Origin of the sequence: Actibacterium ureilyticum (assembly GCF_002285435.1) — a bacterium.
GTDB lineage: Bacteria > Pseudomonadota > Alphaproteobacteria > Rhodobacterales > Rhodobacteraceae > Actibacterium_C > Actibacterium_C ureilyticum.
On the sequence record NZ_NSBT01000018.1, the window covers coordinates 127,270 to 143,030 of the forward strand.

Sequence of the window (15,761 nt, forward strand, 5' to 3'; positions counted from 1 at the left end):
ACCACCCCGAAACCGGGACGCCGCCATCCATGACCGAACCGCAGCAGCTGACAGATCGCACCGCCCTGAACCGCAACCGCGCCCGTGCCTCTGCCCGGCCCGACGCGGCGCTGTTCCTGCATGAGCTGGCCGCAACCGAGATCAAGGAAAGGCTGGAACTGGTTAACAGAACCTTTACGGCGCCGGTCGCGGTCTCGGGCTTGCCACGGATCTGGGCGGATGTGGTGCCGGGATCACAGCATGTTCCCGACGCCGATATCCTGGATCTGGCCGAAGGTGCGCATGATCTGGTGATCCATGCCATGAGCCTGCATTGGGCGAACGATCCGGTGGGGCAGCTGGTGCAATGCCGCCGCGCGCTGAAGCCCGACGGGCTGTTCATTGCGGCGCTGCCCGGCGGGCACACGCTGACCGAACTGCGCGCAGCCTTGGCCGAGGCCGAAAGCCGTCTGACCGGCGGGCTCAGCCCGCGCGTGTTGCCGATGGGCGAGATCCGCGATCTGGGCGGGCTGTTGCAGCGGGCGGGATTTGCCCTGCCTGTGGCGGATTCGACGATCCAGACCGCCAGCTATCGCGATGCCTTTCACCTGATGGCGGACCTGCGCGCGATGGGCGAGGGGAACGCGCTGGCCGCGCGGTCCCGGCGGCCCAGCCCGCGCGCGCTGTTCATCGAGGCCGCCCGCATCTATGCCGACGCATTCCAGGACCCGGATGGCCGCATTCCCGCAACGTTCGAGACGATTTTCCTGACCGGCTGGGCGCCGGACGCCAACCAGCCGCAACCCCTGCGCCCCGGTTCGGCCCAATCGCGGCTGGCCGATGCGCTGAACACCACGGAAACCACGCTTTCCGATCCTGTGCCGCCGCGCCGCGTTTGATCTGGCGGCAATATCGGCTATCTGCAACGGAACAAGAAAATCACGAGACCGGAACAGACCAGTATGACCAACGCCAAATGCCCGGCCCATGCGCCCGCCGATCACCCGAAAATCCCCGAGGAGAAGATCGGCGTCCTGCTGGCCAACCTGGGCACGCCCGACGGCACCGATTACTGGTCGATGCGGCGCTATCTGTCCGAGTTCCTGTCCGACAAGCGGGTCATCGACTATCCCAGCTGGAAATGGCAGCCGCTGTTGCAGCTGATCATCCTGACCAAGCGGCCATTCTCATCCGGCGCGGCGTATAAGTCGATCTGGAACGAAGAGCTGGACGAAAGCCCGCTGATGACCCTGACACGGGGCCAGACCGAGAAGATCGCCGAAACCATGCGCGACAGCTTCGGCGATAAGGTGATGGTCGATTTCTGCATGCGTTACGGCAACCCGTCGACCGAATCGAAGGTGCGCCAGATGGTCGAGGCCGGGTGCCAGAAGATCCTGTTCTTCCCGCTTTACCCGCATTACGCCGGTGCGACCTCGGGCACCGCGAATGACCAGTTCTTCCGCGCGCTGATGAAGGAAACCTGGCAACCCATCGCCCGCGTCGTGCCGCCCTATTTCGATCGGGCGGATTACATCGACGCGTTGGCGCAGTCGGTCGAACGCGGCTATGCTGCCGCCCCGGTCAAGCCCGACATCCTGGTCGTGTCCTATCACGGGATGCCGCAGCGCTATCTGAAACAGGGCGACCCGTATCATTGCCAGTGCCAGAAGACCACGCGGCTGCTGAAGGAACGGCTGGGCTGGGACGACACCCAGATCATCACCACATTCCAATCGGTCTTCGGCCCCGAGGAATGGCTGCGCCCCTATACGGTCGAGCATGTGGCCGAGCTGGCCAAGCAGGGCAAGAAGAACATCGCCGTGATCGCCCCGGCCTTTTCCGCCGATTGCATCGAGACGCTGGAAGAGATCAACGAGGAAATCCGCGAAAGCTTCGAACACGCGGGCGGCGAGAATTTCACCTATATTCCCTGCCTGAATGACGACGCGGCCCATATCCGGGCGCTGTCGAATATCATTACCGAAAACCTGCAGGGCTGGGTCTGAAAAAAGTAAAGGCGGTGGATTTCTCCACCGCCTTTGAATTCCTGAGGTTGTCCCTTATCAGGACGCGGCTGCTGCCACCAGAACCAGGAAGAACAGGGGGACCAGGATGCCACCGTTCGAGGACGAGGTGTCTTCGACGATCACTTCGGGTTCCATCACCGGCTCGGCCATGTTGCCTGCGAACGCGGTGGTTGCAGCAACGGACAGAGCGGCAGCAAGTGCGAGTTTCTTCATAATAGCCTCCAGAAACGACGTGCAGGCATTACGGTTACCCTCCCGCACGTACTTTGGGTTTTACCTGTAAGCTTCGTCTAAGCAATTCCGCGCGCAGTATGCAATCGGGATTTGCGCCGCGCCCATGCACAGACGGAATTTGTCGTCAAATTAGCAACACTTGCGTCCCGACCTTCGCCAAGCCGAACAACCGCGCGATATGCTCGTTGTAAAGCCCGATGCAGCCGTTCGATGATCGCCGCCCGATCTTGCGCGTGTCATGGGTGCCGTGGATCCGGTAATAGGTCCAGGACAGATAAAGCGCATGGGTGCCCAGCGGATTATCCGGGCCGGGGCCCACGAAATCGGGCCATTCGGGGTTGCGCTTCTTCATCGACGGGGTCGGGCGCCACGACGGCCCCTCGACCTTGCGCACGACGCTCGTGCGGCCGCGACGGGTCAGATCCTCGGTCAGCGGGACACTGGTGGGGAACAGCAGATAGGTTCCGCCATCCTCGGACCAGTAATGCAACGCCCGCGAGGTCGTATCCACCAGCACCGCGCCATTGCGCAGATTGGCGAAATACGGTTGCCATTGCAGCGACCGGAAGCTCGAGATGTTGCGGCGCGACGATTGGCTGATATCCGCCTCGAAGGCGGGATCGAAGACCTGGCTTTGTTGCGCGATGGCAGGTGCGGCAAGTCCGCTGACAAGGGCGCTGCCGCCGGCCAGGAAACCGCGGCGGGAAAACTTCGAAGACATGGCAGCTCCGTTTTCTAATGACTTTCACCATCATATGGCGGCAAAGCCGCAGTCGCAAATCAAACTGGCCCGAACCCGCAAATCCGGCGCCGAAGCGTTTGAAGGATGCAACGCTTCCCGCTAGGAAGGGTGAAACACTGGTGAATGGATCGGGCATTATGCGTCGTTTTGGGATCGTTTTACTTGCAACTCTGGCCTTGGCGGCCTGTACGCCACCGCCGCCGACGGTCGGCCCGGATGGCAAGCCGTTGCCGCGCGTCTATCGGATTTCCAAGGGCGACACGGCCGAGGTTCAGTTCCGGATGCTCGATTCGGTCAATTCGCTGCGCCGCGCCAAAGGTGCGCCGGACCTGAAGCTGAATTCCCAGCTGACCGCCGCCGCCGCCACCCATTCGCGCGACATGTCGGTGCAGAACCGGCCTTGGCATTTCGGCTCGGACGGGTCGTCGCCGGTCACACGGGTTCAGCGCGCGGGCTATAACGGCACGATGAAAGGCGAAAACATCTCGGAAACCTACGAGACCGAGCTGGAAACCCTGGCCGCCTGGATGGAAAAGAGCGACACGCGCAACGTGATCCTGGACCCCGGCGCGCGTGATCTTGGCTTTTCCTGGTTTCAGGAGCCGGGCGGCAAGATCTGGTGGACCCTGATCACCGGCGCGCCGTCATCCTTCCAGACCGCCGGCGCCCTTTAGGGATAGATGTCGATCACGGTGCCATCGCGCACCATGCGATAGATCTGGCGCATATGCCGGTTCTTCACCGCGATGCAGCCGGCGGTCCAATCGCGCCCGTCCGGCCGCTTGGTCGATTGCCCGTGGATGAAGATATCGCCGCCGGGTTTCTGGCCCAGCGCCACCGCGCGCTCGACATCCCATTGATTGGGATAGGAAATCCCCAGCGACAGATAGAACGAGCTGTCGGGGTTGCGCCGGTCGATGGTATAGCGCCCCTCGGGCGTCCTGCCGTCGCCTTCGACCCGCTTGGGGCCGCTGGGCGCAAAGCCCAGGCCGATCTTGTATTTCTTCAATACCCGATCGCCATTCATCAGAAACATCATGCGCCGTTGCTTGGCCACGATGACGCGGGTCACTTGCGGCCCGCGATAGCTGCTTGTCGAAATATTGCCCTTGGATCCGCCGCTGCACGCCGACACCATCGCCGCCATGCCCGTCAGAATGAGCGCTCGCCGTCCCAACATCCGTTTACTTGCCCTCGGCCTCGATTATTTTTGCGCGACCATACCCGTTTCCAATCGAAAACGCAGCAAGATTTCTGCGTGACCTAACGCAGAAATGAACAAACCAGCTCGATATGCGGGGACCAGCGAAATTGATCCACGACCGTGACCGGGCCGGGGGTAAAGCCCGCATCGGCCAGCCGCCGCGCATCGCGGGCAAAGCTTTGCGGGTTGCAGGACACCATGACCAACTTTTGCAGGTCCGACCGGGCGATCTGATCCACCTGCGCCTCGGCGCCCGCGCGGGGCGGGTCCAGCACGGCCATGTCGAAGCGGTTCAACTCGTCCGGCAGCAGGGGCCGCCGGAACAGATCGCGCGCCGCGACGGTGACGGCCTTCAACCCCTGCGCCTGGCGCCAGCCCTGTTCCAGCGCCTGGGTCATCTCGGCCGACCCCTCGACCGCGTGTACCTCGGCCAATTGCGCCAGAGGCAGGGAAAACGTCCCGCATCCGGCGAACAGGTCGACAACCCGCACGGCCCCGTCGGCGGCGGCCAGAACGGCATCGGTCAGAACCTGCTGGCCATGCGCGGTTGCCTGCAGGAACGCGCCCGGCGGCGGCACGACACGGGCGGGACCGAAACGCTGGGTGGGCGGCTTGCGGGTGACGACAACGTCACCATTCCAGCTCAATCGCGCCCAATCGCCCTGTTCCGCCAGCCCGGCAAGCGCGGAAAACAGCGCGCGATCCATGTCCTTGCCGCCGGTCGCCGCGATATCCAGACCGGCCTCGGACAGGGTGATGGTGATGCTGACCTCGCCCTTGCGCGAGGCACCCGCCACGACCATCTGTTCCAACGCAGGAATGGCGGCGATCAGCTCGGGCCGCAACAGCTCACAATCCGGGATCGCCACGATGGTGTCAGAGGCGCGGGCGTGAAACCCGACCAGCGCGCCCTTTTTCGTCCGCCGCCCCGACAGGACCGCGCGCCGCCGCGACCGGGGCGGCGATGTCACGACACCCGCAATCGGCACATCCAGCCCCTGCGCCATCAACGCCGCCGTCACCGCCGCGGCTTTCCAGGCTTCGACGAACACATCCGACGCGTGCTGCAACGCGCAACCGCCGCAGCCCCGGAAATGCGGGCAGGGGGGCCGCACCCGGTCGGGCGAGGGCGTCACGACCGATGGTTGCGCCATGCGCCCGTCTTCGACCGCGCCCTCGACCACCTCATCCGGCAGGGTACGCGGCACGAAAACCGGGCCGGGCGCGATGCCGTCGCCGTGATGGCCCAAACGCTCGATTGTCAGCTTCATTCAGCGGCCTCGTCCTCGGTCCCGATAAAGCCGCCTGATTGACGTGCCCAGAACCGGGCGTAAAGCCCATTTTGCGCCAACAATGCCTTGTGCGGGCCATCCTCGGCGATGCGCCCCTGATCCAGCACCACGATCCGGTCCATATGCGCGATGGTCGACAAGCGGTGCGCAATCGCGATCACGGTCTTGCCCTCCATCATGTCGTAAAGCGTGTCCAGGATCGCGGCCTCGACCTCGCTGTCCAGGGCACTTGTCGCCTCGTCCAGCACCAGGATCGGCGCGTCCTTCAGGATGACCCGGGCAAGCGTGATCCGCTGCCGCTGCCCGCCGGACAGTTTCACGCCACGCTCGCCCACATGCGCGTCATAGCCGCGACGCCGCTCGGGGTCCTCAAGCTCCAGGATGAACTCATGCGCCTCGGCCCGCTTGGCGGCGGCGATGACCTCGGCCTCGCTCGCCTCGGGCTTGCCGTACAGGATGTTGTCCCGCACCGACCGATGCAGCAGCGCGCTGTCCTGGCTGACCATCCCGATCTTCTGGCGCAGACTGTCCTGCGTAACCCCGGCGATGTCCTGACCGTCGATCAGGATCTGCCCCTTGTCGGCATCGTAAAACCGCAGCAGCAGCTTGACCAAGGTCGACTTCCCCGCGCCCGACCGGCCGACGATCCCCAGTTTTTCACCGGGTTTCAGCACCAGATCAATATCGCTCAACCCGCCGGTTTCACGCCCATAATGGTGGGATAGTAACTGAAACCGCACCTCGCCCCGCTGAAACGCCAGATCGGGCGCAGACGGTTTGTCGACCAGCGCGATGGGCTGGGCGATGGTTTCCATCCCCTCGGCCACCACCCCGAGCGAGCGGAAAAAGCTGCTGAGCGCCCACATGATCCAACCGGTCATCGCGTTCAGCCGCAACGTCAGCGCGGTCGCCGCCGCAACGACGCCGACGCTGGCCGTGCCCTGCATCCACAGCGCCATCGCCCAGCCCACCACGCCGATGATCAGCAGCCCGTTCAAAAAGGTCAGCGCCACATCCATCACGGTGAAAATCCGCATCTCGGCGGCGAAGGTCTTGCGCGCCTGTTCGATGCTGTCGCGGGCATAGTCCATCTCGCGGTCGTCATGGGCGAACAGCTTGACCGAATGAATGTTGGTATAGGCATCGACAACCCGGCCCGTGACCAGGCTGCGCGCATCGGACGAGGCCTTGGACGCCGGCCCGACCCGCCGCATCGTCCACCGCACCAGCGCAGCATAGAGCAGGAACCAGATCAACAACGGCACGCCCAGCCGCATATCGGCCTCGGACAACAGGACATAGGCGCCGACCAGATAGGCCAGCGCAAAGGTGATCGCGTCGAACACCTGAAACGCGGCCTCGCCCGCGGCGGGCGGGGTTTGCATGATGCGGTTGGCGATCCGGCCCGCGAAATCGTTTTCGAACCAGGAAACCGATTGCCGCAGGACGTGCCGATGCGCGCGCCAACGGATCAGCGTGCCGAAATTCGGCAGGATCGCGTTGTTCAAGATGGCCACATCCAGCCCCTGCAACAGCGGCCGCAGGATCAGGATGAACGCCGCCATCGCGATCAGCTCGACGCCATGGGCGTCCCAGACCTGCGCGGGCGTACCCGTCGACAGCACATCGACGACCCGGCCCATGTACCAGATCAACCCGATCTCGACCCCGGCCACCAGCACCGACAGTACCGCCGCCACCACGAAAATCCGGTGAAATGGCTTGGAATAGTCCCGCATGAACGGCCACAGCTTGCGCGGCGGCATATCCGTCTGCCGGTAAGCCACGTAAGGATCGACCAGATTTTCGAAAAACCGGAACATCACCGGACCTGTGAATTTTTAAAGAAACGAGTTCTGGATATAGCGCTAACGTAACCGCAGGAAAACAACCAAGCGCATTCCCGCCGTCAGTGCAACAGCGCTTCCTTGTCCAGCGCGAAGCCCGACGCGATCCAGCGGTCTTCCAACTCGGCCAGTTTCGCTCCCAGCGCCGGACCCTGGTAATCCGGCATCAGATCGCGGGCCTTTACCGGAAATTCCGCCGCCGCACCGGTGGCGATATCGTCCGGCCAGCCCGCGGGCAGGGGCGATTCCATGAGCGACGCGCGCAACAGCACCGCATCGCGCGCCGCCGCGACACCCAGACGATAGCCCAGCGCCCGTGGCACGGCCGTTCCGGTGGCCCCGTCACGCAAAGCGGCCAGCGCGCGGGTCTCGTCCCGGCTCAGGCGCAACAGATCGGCGCATTCCGGCCCGTTCAGCGCGGCCAGCCGCCGGATCGGGTCGGGCGACAGGTCGGTCGCGGCCTCGAACGCGGTCAGAATGGGCAGGGCGCGCGGGTCGGCACCGGGCAGGATGCGGCCCAGGATCCCCGCCTGTGCCATGGTTGCCACGCTGGGCGCGGGGTCGGGCGCAGCCAGCAGTTTCTTGACCTCGGCCCCGATCCGTTCCTTCGAAAGTGTCTCTAACCCGTCCGAAAGCGCGGCACAGGCGGCCAGCGCCTCGGGGTCGAAACCCATTTCGGGATCGCCATACCAGGCATGAAACCGGAAATAGCGCAGGATGCGCAGGTAATCCTCGCGGATGCGGGCCTCGGCTTCGTCGATGAACCGCACGCGCCGCGCCTGCAGGTCGGGCAGACCGCCCAGCGGATCCAGAATCTCGCCCTCGGGCGTGGCATAAAGCGCGTTCATCGTGAAATCGCGTCGATGGGCGTCTTCATCGATCCGGTCGGCAAAGGCCACCACCGCGCGCCGACCGTCGGTTTCCACATCGCGGCGAAAGGTCGTGACCTCGAACGGGTGGCCATCGGCGATCACCGTGACCGTGCCGTGGTCGATCCCCGTCGGCACGGCCTTCAACCCCGCCTGCTCGGCCAGTTCCATCACCCGGTCGGGGCGGGCATCGGTGGAAATGTCGATATCGCTGATCCCGGCGCCCAGCAGGGCGTTGCGCACGCAGCCGCCGACAAACAGCGCCTGATGCCCCGCTGCGGTCAGCATGGCACAGACCGACTGAACCTCGGGCGACCGGATCCAGGGCGCGTCGATCCGGGTCATGGCGCCATCCTGTCGGCCAGCCCGCGCAGGATGCGCGCGGTCGCCCCCCAGATGTAATAGGGGCCATAGGGCACGGTGTAATAATGCCGCCGCTGCCCACGCCAGCGGCGGGACTGGACCGAAAACCGGGCCGGTTCCAGCACATGCGCCAGCGGCACGGCAAAGACCTCGTCAACCTCGCCGGCCTCGGGCATGGCGTCGAATGTGCCCCTGATCCAGCCCAATACCGGCGTGACCAGAAAGCCGGTGACGGTTTCATGCGTCGGCAGATGGCCCAGAACCTGAACATGTCCGGGGGGCAGGGCGATTTCCTCCTGCGCCTCGCGCAGGGCGGCGGCGGTCACGTCGGCATCGGTCGGGTCGACCTTGCCGCCGGGAAAGGCGATCTGTCCCGGATGGTGCTTCAACCGCGAGGATCGCTTGGTCAGGATGACCTGCGGCCCGCCCGGCGCATCCTGCACCCCCACCAGCACCCCGGCAGCGCGCAGCTTGCGCCCCGGCGGCAGTGCGATCCCCGGGTTCAGGTCGAAATCCGACGACGCGCCACCGTCAGCGCCCAGCGCCCGTTGCAGCCTTTGGACCACATCCATGGCGCCGCTATTCCTTGGCTTGGAACCCGAGCGTTTTCGGGTCCAGCTCGTAATGGGCGCCGCAGAACTGGCAATCGGCGGTGACGATGCCCTCATCGGTGGTCATGTACGCGATGTCCTTGGCCGAATAGATCGACATGGTCTGGCGCACGCGATCCTCGGAACAGGTGCAGCCGAACTGCACCGGCTGGGCGTCGAACACACGCGGCTGTTCCTCGTGAAACAGGCGCACCAACAGCTCGGTCGGCTGCACTTTGGGCCCGACCAGCTCGATATCCTCGACCGAGCTTAGCAGGATATTGGCGCGGTTCCAGTTTTCCGCATCCTCGCCATCGACGATATCGTGCGCGTTCAGCAACCCGCCCTCGCCCGAGCCGCCATCGGTCGCGACAAAGGGCGATGCCTTGGGCAGGTGTTGCAGCATCACGCCGCCCGCGCGCCAGCTTTCGGGCTGTCCCGGCAGCGTGGACTGACCGAAGCTGAGCGCAAATCGCGTGGGCAACTGTTCGGATTGGGCGAAATAGGTCTCGGCGCAGGTCGCAAGCGAGGTTCCTTCGATCGGCGTGATCCCCTGATAGGGCACCATGCCGTCGCCCTGGTCGATCAGAATCGCGAAATACCCCTTGCCGATCTGCGACAGCCCCGGCGCATCGGTCCGCAGCCTTTCGGCGTCATAGCTGGCATAGGCGCGGATCTGGGCCGGCGTGCCCTCTTTGCTGGGGGCATAGTAATCGGTGGCGATCAGCCGGGCGGGCCCGTCGCCGCGCACCTGCAACGACAGTTTCCAGCGCAGCTTCAGCGTCTGGCCGATCAGCGCGGTCAGCAACGCCATCTCGGCTACCAGTGCCTCGATCACGCGCGGGTAATCGTGCTGTGCCAGGATTTGGTCCAGCACGCCGTCAAGCCGCGCCACGCGGCCACGAATATCCGCGTTTTCCAGCTGAAAGGGCAGGACGGTATCGTCCCAGGCGATGCGAGATCCGAGTGTCATGGGGTTTCCTTATGCGCCATGTCTTGGCATACCGCGCCTATATAGGGCACACAACCGGCGGACCAAGGGGGTTTCATGATCAGACGCATCGGGGAACCGGCCGAAACCGGCCGGCGCTATCGCCTGCGGCCGGGTGCCTATGCGATCCTGCCGCGTGACGGGGCGCTTCTGGTGACGCACCAATCCCAGCCCTTCCCGGAATTCCAGCTGCCCGGCGGCGGTGTCGATCCCGGCGAATCGCCCTTGCAGGCGCTGCACCGCGAAACGGTCGAGGAAACCGGCTGGAAGATCGCGCCCTTGCGGCGGCTGGGGGCGTTCCGGCGGTTCACCTTCATGCCGGAATACGACATCTGGGCCGAAAAGCTGTGCCAGATCTATCTGGCGCGACCCGTGCGGCCGCTATCAGAACCGACAGAGCCGGGACACCGGGCGATCTGGCTGTCGCTGGACGCCGCCGTCGAAGAGTTGGGCAACCCCGGCGACCGCCTGATGCTGCGCCGGTTTCTGGGGATGGTCCGCTAAGGCCCGGCATATTCCAGCATGATGGCCGAAACGTCGTCGGCCATCGGCTTTTCGGGGTGCATCGCGGTGACCTGCCAGAACAGGTCGTCCAGCATTTCGTTCCCGCTGCGGTCCGACAAATCCCGCAGCATCTTTGCCAGCCCGTCCTCTTCCAGCATCCGGCCATCGGTATCCGTGCTTTCGGTGATGCCGTCGGAGTGAAAAATAAGCCGGTCACCCGGCTGCAGCATCACCTCGAAGCTTTCGAACAGCAGGTCCGGCAAAAGCCCGACCGGCGGGCCGCCGGTGCCCACGAATTCGACCGTGCCGTCGGCGCGCTGGATGACCGGATGCGGATGGCCCGCCTGTACGATGCTGGCCCGGCCATTGCGCAGATCGACCACCGCATAGGCCATGGTAAAATATTCCTCGACCCCTTCGTCGGACAGCAGCCGTTCGTTCAGGATCTGCGCGACCTCTTCGGGGCTGCGCTGGACATAATACCGGTCGAATCGCTTTTCCAAGGCGATGTTCTGGTCCAGGAACCGGCCGCTCAGATACCCCGCGATCCGCGCCGTCATCAGGGCCGATGTCACGCCATGGCCCGAGACATCGATATTGTACATGCCCAGCCGGTTCGGCCCGGGCGAGAACACACCGACAAGGTCGCCGCCCACATGGCCGCAGGGCTTCATCAGCATCGACACATCGGACCGGCCAATGCGACAGCTGCGCTCGGGCACCAGCGAATCCTGGATCTTGCGCGCCTGTTCCAGATCGCGTTCGATGGAATCGTAAAGCGATTGCAACTCGGCCAGCGCCGATCCGACGATCTGGTTCTTGGCCGACAGCTCCTGCTCCATCACCAGAACCCGTTCGCCCGCCAGCAGCCGCGCCCGCAATTCGGGGGCGTTGATCGGCTTGATCAGGAAATCGTCTGCCCCGACCTCGAGCCCATGCACGACCTCGTCGGTTTCCGATTTCGACGTCAGGACGATGAAATAGCCATAGCGGCCCTTGTCCAGCGCGCGGAACTGGGTGCAGAAATCCAGCCCCGACATCCCCGGCATGACCCAATCGCTGATGATGAAATCGATGGGCTCGTGACGGCAGATTTCCATCGCCTCTTCGCCGCATCCGGCCTCGATCACGTTATAGCCCCATTTGACCAGCAGAACCTTCAGGATGCGCCGCTGCACCCGGCTGTCATCGACCAGAAGCACCGTACGCACACATTCCGTCCGGGGCGGCGGGTGCGCGTTCGTCTTGAACGTTTCATAGGTCAGCTGCGTCACAGGCATCACTCGTTGGCTTTGCCCTTCTTAACGTTGGTTTCGTTAACAAGCGGTGAAACTGAAAATGCGAGATTTCTTCTTCACCAGCGTTAGGCTTTGTTAATGCGTGCCCGCTAGCTTCCGCTGAAGTAACCGGAGGGGAGTACGCGTATCATGATCGATTGGGACAGGGTCAGTATCCTGCGGGACGAGGTGGGCGGCGAAGCCTTTAACGAGGTCGTCACGATGTTTCTGGACGAGGTCGAGGAAACGCTGTCGACCCTGTCGACCGCGACACCGGTCGCCGATCTGCTGGACGCGCTGCATTTCCTGAAAGGCTCGGCGCTGAGCCTGGGGTTTCGGACTTTCGCCGCGCTCTGCCACAACGGTGACCAGGCCGCGCCGATGCAAACGGGCGAGCTGGACACGCTGTTGGGCACATACCGCCAGTCGAAAACCGAATTCCTGACCGGCCTGGCCGAACGGTTCAGCAGTTGAATGCGCGGCTCAGATCACGAACTGCGCCATCAGCTCGTCATTGGTGATGTCCTGATAGACCATGCCCGACGCATCCAGCCGCGCGAACAGCGCGGGGAAATTCGCCGGGTCGTTGGTTTCGATCCCGATCAGGACCGAACCGAAGTTCCGCGCCGATTTCTTCATGTATTCGAACCGCGTGATGTTGTCGGCCGGTCCCAGATTGCCCAGAAAATCGCGCAGCGCGCCGGGGCGCTGGGGCAGGCGTATAATGAAATATTTCTGCAACCCCGCATGGCGCTGGGCGCGTTCCTTGACCTCGGGCAGGCGTTCGAAATCGAAATTGCCGCCCGATGTCACACAAACCACCCGCCGCCCGCGCAGGAATGACTGAAACTCGGCCAGCGCCTCGACCGACAGGGCGCCTGCGGGTTCCAGCACGATGCCTTCCAGGTTCAGCATCTCGATGATCGTGGTGCAGACGCGATCCTCGGTGATGGTGACCGTGTCCGACAGCGGCGTGTGCTGCAGCAGCGCATAGGGCCGGTCGCCGATTCGGCCCACCGCGGCACCGTCGACAAAGGTGTCGACCCGGTCCAGCATGACCGGCGTTCGCGCCTCGAGCGCGGCACGCAGACACGCACCGCCCGCCGGTTCGACAAAGATGCAATGCGTCCGGTCGCCGAAATAGGTGGCCACGCCCGCCGACATGCCCCCACCGCCCACCGGCAACAGGATGTGATCGGGCACGCCGCCCAACTGATCCTCGATCTCGACGGCGATGGAGGCCTGCCCCTCGATCACGTCGTCATCGTCGAAAGGCGACAGGAAATAGCCCCCCTCGCGGTCGCACCATTGCTGCGCCTCGGCCAGGGTGTCGTCGAAATAATCGCCCTTCAGGAAGATCTCGACATTATCGCCGCCGAACATACGGGTTTTCTGGATCTTCTGCTTGGGCGTCGTCACCGGCATGAAGATCACCCCGCGCACCCCCATATGCTTGCACATGAACGCCACGCCCTGCGCGTGGTTGCCCGCGCTGGCACAGACGAACAGATCCTGTCCGGGCTGTTTACGCATCGCGTTGAAGGCGCCGCGGATCTTGTAGGACCGCACCGGGCTCAGATCCTCGCGCTTCAGCCAGATATCGGCGCCAAAGCGTTCCGACAGATGGACATTGCGCTGCAGCGGGGTGGGGGGGAACACCGCGCGCATGGCCTGTTCGGCGGCGCGGGCCTTTTCGACGAATTCATTCATGCGGCAGCTTTGGCCGGTTCACACCCCAAGCGCAAGTGCGGCGGCTTGTCCTTGGCGGTAAAACCCGCTAATCGCGACGCGATACCCGAATGACTGGAGAGAGACGCATGTCCGCCCCCAAGAAAGTCGTGCTGGCCTATTCCGGTGGCCTCGACACCTCGATCATCCTGAAATGGCTGCAAACCGAATATGGCTGCGAGGTTGTGACCTTTACCGCCGATCTGGGCCAGGGCGAAGAGCTGGAGCCCGCCCGCAAAAAGGCCGAGATGCTGGGGATCGCGCCCGAGAACATCTTCATCGAAGACCTGCGCGAGGAATTCGTCCGCGATTTCGTCTTCCCGATGTTCCGCGCCAATGCGCTGTACGAGGGGCTGTATCTGCTGGGCACATCCATTGCGCGGCCGCTGATTTCCCAGCGTCTGGTGCAGATCGCCGCCGAAACCGGGGCCGATGCGGTGTCGCATGGCGCAACCGGCAAGGGCAATGACCAGGTGCGGTTCGAACTCAGCGCCTATGCGTTGAACCCCGATATCAAGGTCATCGCGCCGTGGCGGGAATGGGATCTGACCAGCCGCACCAAGCTGCTGGATTTCGCCGAGCAGAACCAAATCCCGATCGCCAAGGACAAGCGCGGCGAGGCACCGTTCAGCGTCGATGCGAACCTGCTGCACACCTCGTCCGAGGGCAAGGTGCTGGAAGACCCCGCCGAACAGGCGCCGGATTACGTCTATCAGCGCACGGTGAACCCCGAAGACGCGCCCGATACGCCGGAATTCATCGAAATCGGCTTTGAGAAGGGCGACGCGGTGTCGATCAACGGCCAGGCGATGTCGCCCGCCACGATCCTGACGAAGCTGAACGAGCTGGGCGGCAAGCACGGCATCGGGCGGCTGGATTTCGTGGAAAACCGCTTTGTCGGCATGAAATCGCGCGGCATCTATGAAACCCCGGGCGGCACCGTGTTGCTCGAGGCGCATCGCGGCATCGAACAGATCACGCTGGACAGCGGCGCGGGCCACCTAAAGGACAGCATCATGCCGCGCTATGCCGAGCTGATCTATAACGGCTTCTGGTTCAGCCCCGAGCGCGAGATGCTGCAAGCCCTGATCGACAAGAGCCAGGAACACGTGACCGGAACCGTGCGGCTGAAACTGTACAAAGGGTCGGCCACCACGGTGGGCCGCTGGTCCGATCACTCGCTCTATTCCGAAGCGCACGTGACGTTCGAGGATGACGCTGGTGCCTATGACCAGAAGGACGCCGCCGGGTTCATCCAGCTGAACGCCCTGCGGCTGAAGCTGCTGGCCGCGCGGAACCGCCGGCTGGGCTAGATCGCCATTTCACGCAGGCGCGCGTAAATCGGCAGCGCCTGCGTCAGCACATCCTGCAAATGCGCGGGCACCTGCGGCAGCGGCCCCTCGGCCCCCGCGAAGCCGGTGCTTTTATGAACCGCGCCATACCAATGCGGCGCCCAGACCCCGTCATCGGGGTGGCCGCCCGGCTCCCAACGCAACATCGCCGGATCGAAATCCAACCCGATGGCGGCGCACAGCTTGCGCAGCATGGTCTCGGGATCGGCGCGGATATCGTGGCTGTCGATCACGATGGCCTTGTGACCCGCCGCCTGCACCTGTTCGAACAGGGACAATTGCTGCGGAAAACCGATATCGTCCAGCGTCGGGTTCTCGCGCTTGGCGTCATAGCTGGCGATCACCCGCGCGGGATGGCGGATCAGGAACACGTTGACCACATCGCCGATCCAACCCCGGTCGACCTCGTCGATCATGTGCTGCGTCATGTGTTTTTGATAGAAATGCGGCTTGTCCCCCGGCACCGGCCCCAAACAGCGCGCGATGACACGATCCGGGTCGGGCTCGCCCGCCGCGATGATCTGATCCCGCATCGGGTGGTCGATCCCGGTGGCCGTCAGATAGGCGGCATAAAGCGGCTCGTCCCAGACCGCGCAATCGCCCCGCGCGCCAAACGCATACATCATCGCCGTCGACAAGTTCCGCGGCCCCGACCACATTGCAATACGCATGGCATCTCCATCCTGTTGTTCCGCGCACGCTAGGGCCAAGCCGGGACGGGATCAATTGTTGCAATGGATCGAAGCTTCGTGATGTCAC

General features: G+C 63.9%; 17 protein-coding genes. 6 read left to right on the plus strand and 11 right to left on the minus strand.

The genetic code is table 11. From position 1 onward, the window contains the following. Positions 1–29: 29 nt before the first annotated feature. Entirely contained in the window at positions 30–878 is an 849-nt protein-coding gene (locus tag CLM60_RS03485) for a methyltransferase domain-containing protein (protein WP_095587780.1), read from the plus strand. A 63-nt stretch (positions 879–941) separates the two neighbouring features. Then, positions 942–1,988, plus strand: a complete 1,047-nt coding sequence (hemH, locus tag CLM60_RS03490; protein ID WP_095587781.1) for a ferrochelatase — start codon at positions 942–944, stop codon at positions 1,986–1,988. 57 nt (positions 1,989–2,045) lie between these two features. Here the strand turns inward: hemH and CLM60_RS20840 are convergent, their stop codons facing one another. After that, positions 2,046–2,222, minus strand: coding sequence for a hypothetical protein (locus tag CLM60_RS20840; protein WP_095587782.1), 177 nt, complete (start codon positions 2,220–2,222; stop codon positions 2,046–2,048). 145 nt (positions 2,223–2,367) lie between these two features. After that, positions 2,368–2,964: a L,D-transpeptidase gene (locus CLM60_RS03500; protein WP_095587783.1), complete on the minus strand. Its 597-nt coding sequence runs from the start codon at positions 2,962–2,964 to the stop codon at positions 2,368–2,370. A gap of 158 nt (positions 2,965–3,122) precedes the next feature. Here CLM60_RS03500 and dalA point away from each other — a divergent pair, with 158 nt between their 5' ends. Next, positions 3,123–3,659 carry a divisome-associated lipoprotein DalA gene (dalA, locus tag CLM60_RS03505; RefSeq protein WP_095587784.1) on the plus strand — a complete coding sequence of 179 codons (537 nt, stop codon included), beginning with the start codon at positions 3,123–3,125 and terminating at the stop codon, positions 3,657–3,659. On the opposite strand, the gene CLM60_RS03510 is transcribed toward dalA, so the two are convergent. From CLM60_RS03510 to hslO, 6 genes are all read right to left on the minus strand, one after another. Then, a complete protein-coding gene (locus tag CLM60_RS03510) occupies positions 3,656–4,165 on the minus strand; it encodes a L,D-transpeptidase family protein (RefSeq protein WP_095587785.1) in 510 nt (169 codons plus the stop codon). The two genes, dalA and CLM60_RS03510, sit on opposite strands and share 4 nt — an antisense overlap. A gap of 83 nt (positions 4,166–4,248) precedes the next feature. Then, positions 4,249–5,460, minus strand: coding sequence for a class I SAM-dependent RNA methyltransferase (locus CLM60_RS03515; RefSeq protein WP_095587786.1), 1,212 nt, complete (start codon positions 5,458–5,460; stop codon positions 4,249–4,251). Continuing rightward, entirely contained in the window at positions 5,457–7,304 is a 1,848-nt protein-coding gene (locus tag CLM60_RS03520) for an ABC transporter ATP-binding protein (RefSeq protein ID WP_095587787.1), read from the minus strand. The genes CLM60_RS03515 and CLM60_RS03520 overlap by 4 nt, the downstream gene beginning before the upstream one ends. Before the next feature lie 86 nt (positions 7,305–7,390). After that, positions 7,391–8,542: a CCA tRNA nucleotidyltransferase gene (locus CLM60_RS03525; RefSeq protein WP_095587788.1), complete on the minus strand. Its 1,152-nt coding sequence runs from the start codon at positions 8,540–8,542 to the stop codon at positions 7,391–7,393. Continuing rightward, positions 8,539–9,132 (minus strand): CoA pyrophosphatase, encoded by a 594-nt coding sequence (locus CLM60_RS03530; RefSeq protein WP_095587789.1) that lies wholly within the window; start codon positions 9,130–9,132, stop codon positions 8,539–8,541. The genes CLM60_RS03525 and CLM60_RS03530 overlap by 4 nt, the downstream gene beginning before the upstream one ends. A gap of 7 nt (positions 9,133–9,139) precedes the next feature. Then, positions 9,140–10,123: an Hsp33 family molecular chaperone HslO gene (gene hslO, locus CLM60_RS03535; RefSeq protein WP_095587790.1), complete on the minus strand. Its 984-nt coding sequence runs from the start codon at positions 10,121–10,123 to the stop codon at positions 9,140–9,142. 75 nt (positions 10,124–10,198) lie between these two features. Between hslO and CLM60_RS03540 the strand changes: the two genes are divergently transcribed. Next, positions 10,199–10,645: an NUDIX hydrolase gene (locus CLM60_RS03540; protein WP_095587791.1), complete on the plus strand. Its 447-nt coding sequence runs from the start codon at positions 10,199–10,201 to the stop codon at positions 10,643–10,645. Here CLM60_RS03540 and CLM60_RS03545 read toward each other — a convergent pair. Beyond that, positions 10,642–11,925 (minus strand): PP2C family protein-serine/threonine phosphatase, encoded by a 1,284-nt coding sequence (locus CLM60_RS03545; RefSeq protein WP_095587792.1) that lies wholly within the window; start codon positions 11,923–11,925, stop codon positions 10,642–10,644. The genes CLM60_RS03540 and CLM60_RS03545 overlap by 4 nt on opposite strands. Positions 11,926–12,072: 147 nt before the next feature. On the opposite strand from CLM60_RS03545, the gene CLM60_RS03550 reads away from it, so the two are divergent. Further along, on the plus strand, positions 12,073–12,396 hold the full coding sequence (locus CLM60_RS03550) for an Hpt domain-containing protein (RefSeq protein WP_095587793.1): 324 nt from the start codon (positions 12,073–12,075) through the stop codon (positions 12,394–12,396). 9 nt (positions 12,397–12,405) lie between these two features. On the opposite strand, the gene ilvA is transcribed toward CLM60_RS03550, so the two are convergent. Then, positions 12,406–13,632, minus strand: coding sequence for a threonine ammonia-lyase IlvA (ilvA, locus tag CLM60_RS03555; RefSeq protein ID WP_095587794.1), 1,227 nt, complete (start codon positions 13,630–13,632; stop codon positions 12,406–12,408). Between the two features lie 107 nt (positions 13,633–13,739). On the opposite strand from ilvA, the gene CLM60_RS03560 reads away from it, so the two are divergent. Further along, positions 13,740–14,963: an argininosuccinate synthase gene (locus CLM60_RS03560; RefSeq protein ID WP_095587795.1), complete on the plus strand. Its 1,224-nt coding sequence runs from the start codon at positions 13,740–13,742 to the stop codon at positions 14,961–14,963. Here CLM60_RS03560 and CLM60_RS03565 read toward each other — a convergent pair. After that, positions 14,960–15,673 carry a sulfotransferase-like domain-containing protein gene (locus tag CLM60_RS03565; RefSeq protein WP_095587796.1) on the minus strand — a complete coding sequence of 238 codons (714 nt, stop codon included), beginning with the start codon at positions 15,671–15,673 and terminating at the stop codon, positions 14,960–14,962. The genes CLM60_RS03560 and CLM60_RS03565 overlap by 4 nt on opposite strands. Between the last annotated feature and the right edge of the window lie 88 nt (positions 15,674–15,761).

Bases quoted from the DNA above. Each gene is read 5' to 3' on its own strand.
- CLM60_RS03520 (WP_095587787.1), bottom strand. From the start codon at position 7,304: ATGTTCCGGTTTTTCGAAAATCTGGTCGATCCTTACGTGGCTTACCGG.
- CLM60_RS03540 (WP_095587791.1), top strand. From the start codon at position 10,199: ATGATCAGACGCATCGGGGAACCGGCCGAAACCGGCCGGCGCTATCGC.
- CLM60_RS03515 (WP_095587786.1), bottom strand. From the start codon at position 5,460: ATGAAGCTGACAATCGAGCGTTTGGGCCATCACGGCGACGGCATCGCG.
- CLM60_RS03510 (WP_095587785.1), bottom strand. From the start codon at position 4,165: ATGTTGGGACGGCGAGCGCTCATTCTGACGGGCATGGCGGCGATGGTG.
- CLM60_RS03545 (WP_095587792.1), bottom strand. From the start codon at position 11,925: ATGCCTGTGACGCAGCTGACCTATGAAACGTTCAAGACGAACGCGCAC.
- CLM60_RS03550 (WP_095587793.1), top strand. From the start codon at position 12,073: ATGATCGATTGGGACAGGGTCAGTATCCTGCGGGACGAGGTGGGCGGC.
- CLM60_RS03500 (WP_095587783.1), bottom strand. From the start codon at position 2,964: ATGTCTTCGAAGTTTTCCCGCCGCGGTTTCCTGGCCGGCGGCAGCGCC.
- CLM60_RS03525 (WP_095587788.1), bottom strand. From the start codon at position 8,542: ATGACCCGGATCGACGCGCCCTGGATCCGGTCGCCCGAGGTTCAGTCG.
- ilvA (WP_095587794.1), bottom strand. From the start codon at position 13,632: ATGAATGAATTCGTCGAAAAGGCCCGCGCCGCCGAACAGGCCATGCGC.
- hslO (WP_095587790.1), bottom strand. From the start codon at position 10,123: ATGACACTCGGATCTCGCATCGCCTGGGACGATACCGTCCTGCCCTTT.
- hemH (WP_095587781.1), top strand. From the start codon at position 942: ATGACCAACGCCAAATGCCCGGCCCATGCGCCCGCCGATCACCCGAAA.
- CLM60_RS20840 (WP_095587782.1), bottom strand. From the start codon at position 2,222: ATGAAGAAACTCGCACTTGCTGCCGCTCTGTCCGTTGCTGCAACCACC.
- CLM60_RS03485 (WP_095587780.1), top strand. From the start codon at position 30: ATGACCGAACCGCAGCAGCTGACAGATCGCACCGCCCTGAACCGCAAC.
- CLM60_RS03560 (WP_095587795.1), top strand. From the start codon at position 13,740: ATGTCCGCCCCCAAGAAAGTCGTGCTGGCCTATTCCGGTGGCCTCGAC.
- CLM60_RS03530 (WP_095587789.1), bottom strand. From the start codon at position 9,132: ATGGATGTGGTCCAAAGGCTGCAACGGGCGCTGGGCGCTGACGGTGGC.
- CLM60_RS03565 (WP_095587796.1), bottom strand. From the start codon at position 15,673: ATGCGTATTGCAATGTGGTCGGGGCCGCGGAACTTGTCGACGGCGATG.
- dalA (WP_095587784.1), top strand. From the start codon at position 3,123: ATGCGTCGTTTTGGGATCGTTTTACTTGCAACTCTGGCCTTGGCGGCC.